This window comes from Thioclava kandeliae (genome assembly GCF_040297545.1).
Classification (GTDB): Bacteria; Pseudomonadota; Alphaproteobacteria; order Rhodobacterales; family Rhodobacteraceae; genus Thioclava; species Thioclava kandeliae.
This window is the reverse complement of the sequence record NZ_JAYWLC010000003.1, coordinates 133859-146717: the sequence shown is the minus strand read 5'-3', so window position 1 is coordinate 146717 and position 12859 is coordinate 133859. Positions and strand designations below refer to the sequence as shown.

Sequence of the window (12859 nt, the reverse complement as noted above, 5' to 3'; positions counted from 1 at the left end):
ACGGATAAGATGAACCATCATTAGATGAGCTATCATCTAATTCGTCCCATATGTCCGATCACCGGAATCTGCAAGTCACGAGGAGGAGAGCCAGCAGATCGGACCGATAACTCGCGCTTCAATAGGGTCGCGCGCCGGTCTGATTATGCCGAAGAACCGGTCACTTCGCCGGAAAAATCCCGTGTGCCCCTTGAGGACCGGCAGGGTGGATACTTAGCTCTTGCCACTTCACGGCCACGCCCCACCATTGGGGCCAATGGCCTCCCTCTCGCCCAAGGTAAGTGACACGGTATGGACTTTCTCGATCAGCGGCTCTCGAACCTCTTCATCGACCTGCAGCGCTCCGGCCTGTGGGAAGACGAGAAAGCGATTGCGGATTCCGTGCTTCTTCGAAGCCCCGCAGAGACCTATATGGCCTATACGGTCCGGAAATCGCTGGGCGATATGGATCTGCGGGCGTTCTATGACGAGTATTTCCGCCCCGTGCGGGCGCGCGAGGCGAACTACCAGACAGATCCCGCGCATGGACCGCAGGAGCATATCGAGGCGCTCTGGCCGCTTCTGGTGCGGGACGCCGATGATCCCGACCTGCAATCGAGCCGCATCGCGCTCAACCGTCCCTATGTTGTGGTGGGCGGACGGTTTCAGGAATCCTATTACTGGGACACATTCTTCACCCTGCTGGGGCTGATCCGCGCGGGGCGGATGTCGGTCGTCGAGGATATGCTGGAAAATTTCGCCGACGCGATCGAGCGGTTCGGCTTCGTGCCCAACGGTTTCCGCACCTATTATCTCTCGCGGTCGCAGCCACCCTTCTTCTGGGCAATGGTGCGGGCGGCCGCGAAGGCGAGCCCCGACCCCAAGGCGGTGATGGCGCGCTATCTGCCGGCGCTGGAGAAGGAATACCGGTTCTGGACCGCGAGCCCGCGCACCTATGAGGGGCTCGCGCGCTACTGGGATGCGATGGACACGCCGCGGATCGAAATGTTTGCCACCGATCTGCACTGGCAGGCCCATGCCGCCAAAACACCGGGACTGTATCGCAATCTGCGGGCGGCCTGCGAGAGCGGCTGGGATTTCTCCTCGCGCTGGCTCGCGGACCCCGATGATCTGGGCTCGATCCGCACGACGCGGATCTGGCCGGTGGATCTGAACGCGCTACTCCTATGCCACGAGACCTATCTGGCGGAGATCTGCACGGCAGTGGCCCCCGAGCGTGCGGCCCTGTATCGCGAGACCGCTGACTGGCGCGCGCAGGCGCTGCGCGAGCGGTTCTACAATCCCGAGACGGGCTTTTTCCATGACCGCCTGATCGACGAGGACGCGCTGAGCCCCGTTGTGTCGGCGGCAGGGCTGTTTCCGCTCTTTGCGGGTGCTGCCACGCGCACGCAGGCCGCGCGCTGCACGGAGACCATGCAGACACGGCTTCTGGCACGTTACGGGCTGCTGAGCACCGATATCACCAGCGGCCAGCAATGGGATGCGCCCAATGGCTGGGCGCCGCTGCAATGGATCGCGATCCACGGGTTGCGGCGCTATGGCTATAATGCCGTGGCGGAACGCATCAAATCGGGCTGGATCACGGCCTGTGAGGATGTCTTTGCCGAGACCGGAAAGTTCGTCGAGAAATATAACGTACTCGATGACCGAGCCGCCGGAACGGGCGGCGAATACGAACTGCAGGACGGGTTCGGCTGGACCAATGGCGTCTATCTCGATCTGGTGCTCGAAGGCTCTGCGCAGAGCTGGCTGGGAGAGGTGGCGCTGGCCGCCGAGTGACCTCCCCCGCCTGACCTCCTAGCTGCCCTGTGCGACCGCGCTTGACACGGCCATCTGAGCCGATTGCAGCGACCGGATCTCGAGGAAGATCCGCTGGACATGCGGATGCGCCTTGTGGATGCGGTCCTGAATGCCCTCGACCGTGTCGAAAATCTCGCGCGGCGCGATCCCGGTGCGGAACTCGACCTCGATATTGAGCAGGATCTGGTCGGGTGCCAGATGCATGGTGCGCAGATGCGGCACACTGACCACTGCAGGCGCGCCCATCGCGATCTCGCGGATCGAGGCCACCACATCCTCGCCGGCGGCCTCCCCCATCAGCAACTCGCGGGTCTCGATGACCAGCATGATGGCGACACCGATCAGGATCACACCGATCACAACAGATGCGATCCCGTCATATACGGGTTGGTCGAGCGTGACCGACAAAAACACACCAAGCGCCGCTGCGATGATCCCCAAAAGCGCCGCCGTATCCTCGGCCACCACGGTATAGACCGACGGGTCCTTGCTGCGGCGGAAGGTCTTGAGAACTCCCTCACCCGGTTTGCGGGCCTTCATCATTGCCTTGATCGCGATATACCACGAGGTCCCCTCGGCGAGGAAGGCGATGCCCAGCACGGCATAGTTCCAGATCGGTTCCTCGATCGGCTCTGGGTTGAGCGCATGCATCACCCCTTCATAGACCGAGAGCCCGCCGCCGATGGAGAACAGGAGCATCGCCACGATGAGCGACCAGAAATACATCTCCTGCCCGTAGCCGAACGGATGGCGTGCATCCGCCGGTTTCTTCGAGCGTTTCAGCCCAAGGAGCAAAAGCCCCTCATTGCCGGTATCGACCAGCGAGTGGATCGCTTCCGATAGCATCGAGGAGGAACCGGTAAAGGCGGCGGCCACGAATTTCGCCACCGCGATCACCAGATTGGCCACCAAGGCCCCATAGACTGTAATGGGCTTCTCGCCCTTCGCTTCTGCCATCAATAAAATCCTGTGATGTAATGGGAGCGCGCCGCCCGCAGGCTGCGCAGGAGTGTTACCCCCGCAACCCGCGGCATCGGCGATGGGTTCCCCAGAAGGCCGTTGAGAAGACTGGGAAATAATGTCGCAGTAAGGCCATGGCACGGCGCTCTATGCTCTCTGCTCAATCCAAAGTGATCAGCTTGCCGGAGAAGTGAGCACGCCCCTTCGTTGACGCCTCGCGCCCGCCTTTCTAGGACTGCGCACAATCATCCCGAGCCGGTGGGACATTGTCTGATGGCTTGTGTCCCTTATTCCAGCGCGAAGGTTGCCATGAACTCCCCGAAGGTCTCTCTGTCCGGTCTTACCCCGAAATCGCTCCTTACCGGTGCCGCACTGCTCTGCCTTGCGCTCGGCACGGGCGCGGGGGGCGCGCCTGCTGCCGCGCAGGAAGCCGCGGCTCCCTTGACGGCCGAGCAGGCGCCTGTCACCGCCCTGCCCGGCGCGCCCGAGGCACCTGCCCTGCCGGACGTGGCAAGCTATGTGCTGATGGATGCGCAGACCGGCACGGTTCTGGCCTCCAAAGGCGCGGGGCTTTTGCGCGCGCCGGCGAGCCTGACCAAGATGATGACCGCCTATCTGACCTATCAGGCGCTGGCGCAGGGCCGCGTGCGCGAGGATCAGGTGGTGCCGGTCAGCAATGCCGCATGGAAGGCCACCGGTTCGCGCATGTTTCTCGACCCCAGCGCCAAAGTGACCATCGACCAGCTGCTGCACGGGCTGATCATCCAGTCAGGCAATGATGCGGCGGTCGCTCTGGCCGAGGCGGTGGGCGGCTCGCAGGAGGCATTTGTGCTGGCGATGAATGCAGAAGCCAAGACCCTCGGCCTTGCCGATACCCATTATACCAATGTCTCGGGCCTGCCGCAGGGCGATATCCACACTTCGGCGCTGGATGTGGCCAAGCTCAGCCATGCGATCATCCGCGATTATCCGCAGTTCCTCGAGATCTCGGCGCAGAAGGAATATACCTTCGACAATATCACCCAGCGCAGCTGGAATCCGGTGCTCTTCAAGGATGCCTCGGTCGACGGGCTGAAGACGGGCCTGACCGATGCGGCGGGCCATTGCATCGCCGCCACCGCCTCGCGCAACGGCCGCCGTCTGATCGCGGTCGAGATGGGCGCGCCCGATTGGGACAGCGGCACCACCGCAAGCGAAGTGCTGCTCGATTACGGCTACCATTTCTTCGAGAATGCGCAGGTCGTGACGGCGGGCACCAAGCTGGGCGAACTCGATGATCCGCGCTTCGACCCCGAACAGATCCCCGTGGGCGCGGCCGAGGATATGACGATGAGCGTGCCGAGCGCGCTGATGAAATCGGTGGAGACCACGGTGAGCTTCAACCCGCAGATCCCCGAGGAGCTGCCCGCGGGCGCGCGCGTGGGCACCATCACCTATTCGTCCAACGGCACCGTGCTGGCGCAGGTGCCTGCGGTGACCCTGACCAAGGGGATCGATGCGAGCTTCATGACCAAGATCATGCGCAAGCTCCATTCGGCGTTGTAATACGCCACGCACAGGGCTCCAAAAGAAAAGGCTGGCGTCTCCGCCAGCCTTTTCCATTCTGCAATTGCGGTGGATCAGACGCGCTCGAGCGCGATCGCGATCCCTTGCCCCACGCCGATACACATGGTCGACAGCGACTTCTCGCCCGGCTTCAGATCCAGCATCGCGGTGCCGGTGATCCGTGCACCCGACATGCCAAGCGGGTGCCCGAGAGCAATCGCGCCACCATTGCGGTTCACGCGGGCATCATCATCGGCAATCCCCAGGTCGCGCAGCGTGGCCAGCCCCTGGCTTGCAAAGGCCTCGTTCAGCTCGATCACCGCGAAGTCGTCCTGCGCCAGCCCCAGACGCTCCATCAGCTTCTTCGACGCCGGTGCCGGACCAAAGCCCATGATGCGCGGGGCAACCCCTGCGGTGGCCCCGCCCAGCACGCGGGCGATGGGGGTCAGACCATTGGCCTCGGCGGCCTCTTTGGTGGCGAGGATCAGCGCCGCCGCCCCGTCATTCACACCGGACGCATTGCCTGCGGTGATGGTGCCACCCTCTTTCACAAAGGCCTTCAGCTTCTGCAACGCCTCCAGGGTGGTTTGCGGGCGCGGATGCTCGTCGGTATCGACAACCACCGGATCGCCCTTACGCTGCGGGATGGTGACCGGCACGATTTCCTGCGCGAGCCGCCCGCTTTCCATCGCGCGGCCAGCGGCAGCCTGCGAGCGCAGGGCAAACGCGTCCTGATCCTCGCGCGAGATATTGAAGTCCTCGGCTACATTCTCTGCCGTCTCGGGCATCGAATCCACGCCATACATCTTCTTCATCAGCTTGTTGACGAAACGCCAGCCGATGGTGGTGTCCTCGACCGAATTGCTACGCGAGAAGGCTGAAGTCGCCTTGGGCATGACGAAGGGCGCGCGCGACATGGATTCCACACCACCAGCCACAATGAGGTTCGCCTCGCCCGCCTTGATCGCGCGGGCGGCGGTGATGATCGCATCCATGCCCGAACCGCAAAGACGGTTCATCGTGGTGCCCGGCACCGTTTCGGGATAGCCCGCAAGCAGAAGCGACATGCGCGCCACGTTACGGTTATCCTCGCCTGCCTGATTGGCGCAGCCAAAGATCACCTCGTCGATCTGCGCGAGATCGAGCGAAGGGTTGCGCTCGGCCAGAGCCTTCAACGGGATCGCCCCCAGATCATCGGCACGAACGCTCGACAATGCCCCGCCAAACCGGCCGATCGGGGTGCGGATATAGTCGCAGATATAGACTTCGGTCATGCCAGCTCCTCCGGTACAGCCAGTTCACCCACGCTGCCTTCGACATGGAGTGTCGCACCAGTGTAGGATTGCAGTTCTTCCATCGACATCGCGGCCAGTTTCTCGCGCAGGACAAACTTGCCGTCGACAATGTCCACCACGCAAAGCGAGGTATAGACGCGGGTCACACTGCCCAGACCGGTCAACGGGAAGCTGCAGGCCTCGACCAGCTTCGGCTTACCATCCTTGGTGACATGGTCGGTGACCACGGCCACGCGTTTGGCGCCATGCACCAGATCCATCGCACCGCCCACGGCGGGCACGCCCTTGGAGCCTACGCGCCAGTTGGCCAGATCCCCGTTTTGGGCCACCTGATAGGCGCCCAGCACGGCCAGATCCAGATGGCCGCCACGCACCATCGAGAAGCTGTCGGCATGGTGGAAGAAAGCGGCACCGGGGTTCAGCGTCACGGCCTTCTTGCCCGCGTTGATCAGATCCCAGTCCTCTTCACCGGCGGGCGGTGCCTCGCCAAAGCCCAAGACACCGTTTTCGGTGTGATAGATCACATCGCGGCCTTCGGGTTGGAACTTGGCGATCATCTCGGGGAAGCCGATACCGAGGTTCACATAGGAGCCGTCTTCGATATCCTGCGCCGCGCGCCATGCGATCTGCGCGTTGGAAAGTTTCATATCAAGCATCAGTAGACCACTCCCGTCCGGACAAGGACTTCTTCCTGTTGCGGGTCTTTCACCTCGACCATGGCATCCACGAAGATGCCGGGGGTGATGACTTCCTGCGGGTCGATTGCGCCCGGTTCGGCCAGTTCGGAAACCTGCGCGATGGTGCGGTTTGCGGCCATTGCCATCAGCGGGTTGAAGTTCCGCCCTGCCATCCGATAGGTCATATTGCCCATCTTGTCGCCGATATGGCCCTTGATCAGCGCGAAATCGGCCTTCAGCCAGCGTTCCTGCACATAGGATTTGCCGTCGAATTCCTCGACGGGCTTGCCCTCGGCCAGCTCGGTCCCGAAAGAGGTCGGCGTGTAGAAGGCAGGGATACCCGCACCTGCGGCACGGATACGTTCGGCCAGCGTGCCCTGCGGCACCAGCTCCAGCGCGATCTCGCCCGCGAGATATTTCTCGTTGAAGGCTTCGGCATTCGACGAGCGCGGGAAGGAGCAGATCATCTTGCCCACCATGCCCGCCTTGATCATCGCCGCGATCCCGATGGACCCGTTACCGGCGTTGTTGTTGACCACGGTCAGGTTTTTCGGGCTGCCGGTCGCGCGGAACCGGTCGATCAATGCGTGGATCAGCTCGATCGGTGCGCCCGACCCGCCAAAGCCCCCGATCATCAGCACGCAATCGTCGGGAATATCGGCGACGGCTGCGGCCACAGACGAAACAGTCTTGTCCATGTAAGTCCTCCTAATTGGCGCGGACATTACGCTTGCGACCTGCACCCGAGAAGGGATATTGTTCGTATATTGATCTTTGTTCATAATGACGGAGAATTTGTTCGCATGTTGAACAAGCCGACCGACCATATCGGGTCTCTCGCCAAGGCGCTGAAGGTGATGGAATGTTTCGGGGCCGACACACCGCGCCTTGCCATCACCGATGTGGCCGCGCGCACGGGGTTCGACCGTGCCACCGCGCGGCGCTGCCTGCTGACGCTGCATCACGAGGGCTATGCCGAGTATGACGGCAAGTTCTTCAGCCTGACGCCACGGGTCTTGCGGCTCGGCATGGGGGCGCTGGCCTCGATGCCGCTGGCGCAGGTGGTGCAGCCATGGCTCGACCAGCTCTCCGACCAGATCGGGCAATCCTGTTCGGTGGCGATTCTGGACGAGACAGAGATCGTCTATCTGGCGCGGGCGGCGCAGCGGCGGGTGATGTCCATTGGGCTGATGCCCGGATCGCGGTTGCCTGCGCATTGCACCTCGATGGGGCGGGTGCTGCTGGCGGCCCTGCCCGAGCCCGAGGCCCGCGCCACCCTCGACGCCTCGGACCTGACGCCGCGCAGCCCACGCAGCCTGACCGACCCCGAGGAAATATTGGGGGTGATCGCGCAGGTGCGGACGCAGGGCTATGCCACGATCGATCAGGAGGTCGAGCTGGGCCTGCGCTCGCTGGCGGTGCCGATATATGATGCGCGCGGGCGGGTGGTGGCCGCCCTCAATACCGGCTTTGCCGCGCTGCATGGTGACATGGCGGCGATTATCAGGGAATATCTGCCCGCGCTCCAGAAGGTGCAATCGGGCCTCAGGCGGATGCTTTGAACGGCTTGCGGGCCACGGTCTGGGCGAGGGTCACGAAGTTATGGGCATGTACGCCCTGCTCATCAATCCGGAAATTCACCGATAGCGCGGTCTGCCGCATGGGTTCGGCGATCTTCATATAGCGCACCCCCTGACGCGGCGCCGTCGCCACCGAACCGGGCACGATACAGATCCCCTCGCCAATCGCCACAAGGCTCAACGCCGTCTGCAGATCCATGGTGAAGCTGCGCCGCGAGGTGTCAATCTTCAACTCCGCCAACCCGTCGAGCACGAAATCGGCGTAGGACGGGCGCGGAAATTCGGGATACAGAAGGAAGGTCGGACGCTCCAGCGCGGCCAGAGACAGCGCAGGCCCCACCCCCGTATCCCAAGTATCGGGGATCGCGGCGATCAGCGGCTCGTCCATCAGTTTGCGGGTGATCAACTCGGCATCCTTCAGCGCGGGCCGCGCAAAACCCACATCAATCTCGCGCCCGATCAACGCGCGATAGAGGCGGGCATTGTTCATCGGCAGCAGCGAGAGCGCCACATCGGGATAGGCCGCGCGGAAGCTCTTGATGATATTGGGCAATATCGAATAGGTCGCAGACCCCACGAACCCGATCCGGAGCCGCCCCTCGGCCCCCTGCCCGATCCGGCGGATCTCGAGGCACATATCGTCGAACTCGCCGAGTAGATGCCGCCCGCGATCGCGCAGCCGCACCCCCGCCTGCGTCAGCGACACCGCGTTGCGACCACGGTTGAAAAGGATCGCGCCCAGATCCTCCTCGATCTGCTTGATCTGGCGCGAGAGCGGGGGCTGCGCGAGCCCGAGCCGCTCGGCCGCACGACCGAAATGCAGTTCCTCGGCCACCGCCATGAAGTAGCGCAACTGTTTGAGATTCATCCACCCTCTCCCTGCCCCTCAGTTAACCCCACGCAAAACCCCGCCGCAAGAGGCGCGGCGGGGTGCAGGTGCCTCCTTGCGAGGCTTTGGCGTCGTGGGAGGACGCTTATTCTGCCGCCAGCGCGGTTTCTTTGGCCGCGCGGGTCAGGACGAAATCGAAATTGACATAGAGGTCCTGATCGATCCCCTCGGGTGCCGGTTTGAAATCGGCGATCAGGCTCTGTTTGACCGCAAAGACCGAGTCCTCCTCGAGGTAGTCCGACGAGCTGTCGAAGACCTGACTGATGAAGGGGCGATACCCCTCTTTGGCGATCATGAAATGGATGTGACCGGGGCGGAACGGGTGGTGACCCATCGCCTTGATCAGCTCGCCTGCCGACTCGTCATTGGGGATCGGATAGGGCACAGGGCGCAGCGCACGGAAGGCGAAATGGCCCTTCTCGTCGGTGATGAAACGCCCGCGCAGGTTATATTCGGGCTGGTTCGGGTCGTGGTTCTCGTAAAGGCCGTTGGGCGCGTCTTCCCAGACATCGAGCAGCACACCTTCGAGCGGTTTGCCATCGGCATCAAGGACATGACCCTCGAAATAGACCGTCTCCTGACCCTCGAAGGCCATCTGCACGGTGGAGGCGCCTTTGGGCAGGACCGGCGGGTTCTCGCGGTAGAACGGGCCCAGGATGCAGCTGTCGGAGCCGCCCTCCTCGGTCGGGTTCGACAGCATATCGACAAGGATCTCGACGCCGAGGATATCCCCCAGAAGGATGAACTCCTGACGCTTCTCGGAGCACATCTGGCCGGTACGGGCCAGAAACTCGCAGGTATAAAGGAACTCGTCATGCTGCAGCTTGGTCTCGCGGCAGAAATCATGCAGGTGACGCACAAGAGCGGTCATCAGCTCGCGCTGGCGGTCGGTAATCTCGCCATGCTGTCCGATAGCACTGATCACGATATCGGTCACTGTCTCAATGTTCAGATTGGTAGCCATGTTTGGTCCTCCTCACCGTCTGACATGGGCACCTCCTCCAAGGTGCCGTTGATGGCTGATCATCACCATCCGGCGCCCCGCCGCCAATGCCGCACGCGGTATCCGGCAATACCCTAGCGCAACATTAACCACGGCGAAGAGACAAAGTGCCTCCAGGAGAGAGCCGCGCGGCAGATCATGGCCTCTGCCGCGCGGCGATTAGAACCGGTCGAACCGGTAGGGATGCGGGTCGACCAAGGGTGCAGCCCCTGTGACCAGATCAGCGGCGAGCTGTCCGGCTGCTGGGCCGGTGCCGAACCCGTGCCCCGAGAACCCCGTGGCCAGCACCAGCCCCGGCAGGCTTGCCACCGGCCCGATGACCGGATGGCTATCGGGCGTGATGTCCATCACCCCTGCCCAGCCCTGAGCGATCTTCGCATCCTTGAAGACCGGCCAGGCGCGGGAAAGATTGTCGAGCGCCTCGGCGTTCAGCGCGGGCAATGTCGGCGGGTCCATCACACGGGTCTTCTCGAATGGCGAGACCCGATCCATTCGCCAGCGCCGCGCCAGACGCAGATCGTCAAGGCTCTGGCGATTGAGCGTGATCCGCAACAGCCCCGCCGTGGCCTTGAGAGTGGACAGATAGCGATGGCCCAGCAACAGATGATCGAGCACCAGCGGGCAGGACAGCGCCGCGCGCTGCGTGATGACAAAGCCGCCATCGATATGTTTACGGAACGAGAAATCCGGCCCCGCGACACCGGCCTCGCTCGGCCCCTCCATCGGCTCGGTCCGGAAAGCCGAACAGATCAGCGGCAATGTCGGCAGCGAGATCCCGTGATTGCCGAGCAACCGGCGCGACCAGAGCCCGCCTGCCAGCAGCACCTGTGCGCAGGCGATCTCGCCGCGCTCGGTCATTACCCCGCTCACGCGGCCTGCCTGCGTCGTAAGCCCGCGCACAGCACAGTTTTCGACAATCACCGCGCCCTTGGCCAAGGCGGCTTTGGCGATAGCGCTGGAGGCAAGGGTCGGCTCGGCGCGCCCGTCGCTTGGCGTGGTGACGCCACCGATCCAGTTGGCCGCACCGCCCGGCACCAGTGCCGCAATCTCCCGAGGGCTCAGAAGCCGCGCGCCCAGCCCCAGCCCCGCGACCGAGGCCGCCCATGCCTCATGCGCGGCCATCTCGGCCTCGGTGCGGGCGCAAAACAGGATACCCTCGCGCCGGTAGCCGACATCCATCCCCGTGCGTGCGGGCATCTCCTGCCAGAGCCGGTCGGCGGCCAGTGCCAGCGGGATATCGGCCGCAGCCCGAGAGGTCTTGCGCACCCAGCCCAGATTGCGCGAGCTTTGCTCGCCCGCGATCCGGCCCTTTTCGAGCACGGTCACAGGGATGCCGCGCTCGGCCAGCGTAAGGGCCGCACTCAGCCCCACGATGCCGCCGCCGATGATCACGACTTCGGTGCGCACGGGAAGCTCGGTGGAGGTCGTGACGGGTGCGATCAGTGGCGCCATCGGTGCTCTCCCTCAGATCGCCACGGTCTTGTAGACCGTCTCGGCCTTTGCCGCCCCGCGATAGGCGGTCACCTCGATCTCGACCTTATAGACGCTCGAGCCGAGCGGCGGGCAGGTCACGGTGGTGGTCGGGTCGATGCCGCGGAATTTCTCGCCGATCAGTGTCATCACCGTCTCGGTATCCGAGGGCGTCTGGATGAAGACGCGGCTGGCAACCACATCGCCCAGCTCGCTATCCACAGCTGCCAGAGCGCGTTCGATATTGGCAAAGACCTGCAGGGTCTGCGCGCCCACATCCTCGGGGATCTCCTTGGTCACGGGGTCGCGGCCCGCGGTGTTGGACACGAAGATCCAGTTATCCACCGCGACGATGCGCGAATAGCTGGCGTGATCCTCGAATTTCGAGCCGGTCTTGATTTTGGTGATCTGGGTCATCTGGTGTCTTTCGGGAAAAAGGCCCCTGCGCGGTTCGGCACGCAGGGGAAGTCGGGGGATTTCGGTTGGCTCAGCGCAGGACGGGCTCGTCCCAGAGGTTCAGCTTGGTGCCAATGCCGCGGGCGAGCGCGTTGCGATAGAGCACGGTGCCCCATGCCACATCCTCGACAGGCATGCCGCCCACCGACATCAGGATGATCTCCTCCTCGTTGCGGCGGCCATCGGCGGCGCCCGCCACGATCGCCCCCAGATCCTCGAGCGCCTCGGGCGCCATGGTGCCAGCGGCGATCATATCCATGAATTTCACGCCCACGAGCGGGATCACATTATGTGCGGGATGGGGCACCTCTTCATACCACGCCTCGTAAAGGCCGGTATTATCGAGCACCTTGCGCACATCATCGGCCTCCATTCCGGCATCGAAATTGCACGGTGCGGGCATGGCAAGGAAGGCACCGGGCTTGACCCATTCGCGCTTCACCATCGGGTAGTCATCGGGGTTGCCGACCTCGCCCGAGGCACAATAGGTGACGATATCGCTGTCACGCACCACCGCCTCGATATCGTCGACGATCCGGATATCGGTGATCTGCGGGTAGTTCTCTTTGACCCAGTCGATGAAGACATCGAGGGAGCGCTGGCCACGGCCCTTGACCTTTACCGTGTCGATTTCGGGGCAGGCCGCGATAAAGGCCGCAAGGGTCGTGCGCGCCATCACGCCGGGGCCGAAGATGCCCACAACTTTCGAGCCCTTGCGCGCCAGATGGCGTGCGCCCACACCGGGCACAGCCCCCGTGCGATAGGCCGACAGGAGATTGGCCGACATATAGGCCAGCGGCGCGCCGGTATCGGCATCATTGAGCGTGAACATCAGGATCGAGCGCGGCAGGCCCTTGTCCTTATTGGCGATATTTGAGCCATACCATTTCACGCCCGCGGTGCAGAAGCTGCCGCCCAGATAGGCCGGCATCGCCATGAAGCGGCGGTCTGCCGTGGGTTTGGGCATGGTCTCGAAGGGCGAATTCTCGGGGAAGGTCACCATCGCGCCGTGGCTGTCGCTATTGGGGCCAGCCATGCGGTAATCGCCATGGTGGAGAAGCGCGAACATCTCTTCCATACAATCCACACAGGCGGGCATATCGGTGACGCCAGCCGCGATCATGTCGGGCTCGGACAGATAGAGGAAGTCGATCTTCGGCAGGTTGGGGAGGTCTTTCATAAGA

Annotated in this window: 12 protein-coding genes; 3 read left to right on the top strand and 9 right to left on the bottom strand. The window is 63.3% G+C overall.

Going from position 1 to position 12859, the window contains the following annotated elements:
• The first annotated feature begins 291 nt into the window (after positions 1–291).
• A complete protein-coding gene (locus VSX56_RS05325) occupies positions 292–1779 on the top strand; it encodes a trehalase family glycosidase (RefSeq protein ID WP_350935399.1) in 1488 nt (495 codons plus the stop codon).
• Between the two features lie 18 nt (positions 1780–1797).
• On the opposite strand, the gene VSX56_RS05320 is transcribed toward VSX56_RS05325, so the two are convergent.
• Positions 1798–2757 (bottom strand): cation diffusion facilitator family transporter, encoded by a 960-nt coding sequence (locus tag VSX56_RS05320; RefSeq protein WP_350935396.1) that lies wholly within the window; start codon positions 2755–2757, stop codon positions 1798–1800.
• Between the two features lie 312 nt (positions 2758–3069).
• Between VSX56_RS05320 and VSX56_RS05315 the strand changes: the two genes are divergently transcribed.
• Entirely contained in the window at positions 3070–4305 is a 1236-nt protein-coding gene (locus tag VSX56_RS05315; RefSeq protein WP_349295341.1) for a D-alanyl-D-alanine carboxypeptidase family protein, read from the top strand.
• A 74-nt stretch (positions 4306–4379) separates the two neighbouring features.
• Here VSX56_RS05315 and pcaF read toward each other — a convergent pair whose 3' ends face one another.
• Genes pcaF through VSX56_RS05300 form a run of 3 tightly spaced genes read right to left on the bottom strand, consistent with a single transcriptional unit; the run spans position 4380 to position 6975 of the window.
• A complete protein-coding gene (gene pcaF / locus VSX56_RS05310; protein ID WP_350935393.1) occupies positions 4380–5579 on the bottom strand; it encodes a 3-oxoadipyl-CoA thiolase in 1200 nt (399 codons plus the stop codon).
• Positions 5576–6256, bottom strand: a complete 681-nt coding sequence (locus tag VSX56_RS05305) for a 3-oxoacid CoA-transferase subunit B (RefSeq protein WP_350935391.1) — start codon at positions 6254–6256, stop codon at positions 5576–5578. The genes pcaF and VSX56_RS05305 overlap by 4 nt, the downstream gene beginning before the upstream one ends.
• Positions 6256–6975, bottom strand: coding sequence for a 3-oxoacid CoA-transferase subunit A (locus VSX56_RS05300; protein WP_339114558.1), 720 nt, complete (start codon positions 6973–6975; stop codon positions 6256–6258). Before VSX56_RS05300 ends, VSX56_RS05305 begins: the two co-directional genes overlap by 1 nt.
• Before the next feature lie 105 nt (positions 6976–7080).
• Here VSX56_RS05300 and VSX56_RS05295 point away from each other — a divergent pair, with 105 nt between their 5' ends.
• Entirely contained in the window at positions 7081–7839 is a 759-nt protein-coding gene (locus VSX56_RS05295) for an IclR family transcriptional regulator (protein ID WP_350935388.1), read from the top strand.
• Here the strand turns inward: VSX56_RS05295 and VSX56_RS05290 are convergent.
• The 5 genes from VSX56_RS05290 to VSX56_RS05270 all read right to left on the bottom strand — a co-directional run bounded on the left by VSX56_RS05290 (position 7823) and on the right by VSX56_RS05270 (position 12855).
• Entirely contained in the window at positions 7823–8725 is a 903-nt protein-coding gene (locus VSX56_RS05290; RefSeq protein ID WP_350935386.1) for a LysR family transcriptional regulator, read from the bottom strand. The genes VSX56_RS05295 and VSX56_RS05290 overlap by 17 nt on opposite strands.
• A 106-nt stretch (positions 8726–8831) precedes the next feature.
• On the bottom strand, positions 8832–9710 hold the full coding sequence (locus VSX56_RS05285; RefSeq protein WP_350935384.1) for a dioxygenase family protein: 879 nt from the start codon (positions 9708–9710) through the stop codon (positions 8832–8834).
• A gap of 198 nt (positions 9711–9908) precedes the next feature.
• Entirely contained in the window at positions 9909–11201 is a 1293-nt protein-coding gene (locus VSX56_RS05280) for an NAD(P)/FAD-dependent oxidoreductase (RefSeq protein WP_350935382.1), read from the bottom strand.
• A gap of 12 nt (positions 11202–11213) precedes the next feature.
• Positions 11214–11636, bottom strand: a complete 423-nt coding sequence (locus tag VSX56_RS05275; RefSeq protein ID WP_350935380.1) for a RidA family protein — start codon at positions 11634–11636, stop codon at positions 11214–11216.
• A 70-nt stretch (positions 11637–11706) separates the two neighbouring features.
• Positions 11707–12855, bottom strand: coding sequence for an ornithine cyclodeaminase family protein (locus VSX56_RS05270; protein WP_350935378.1), 1149 nt, complete (start codon positions 12853–12855; stop codon positions 11707–11709).
• Positions 12856–12859: the final 4 nt, after the last annotated feature.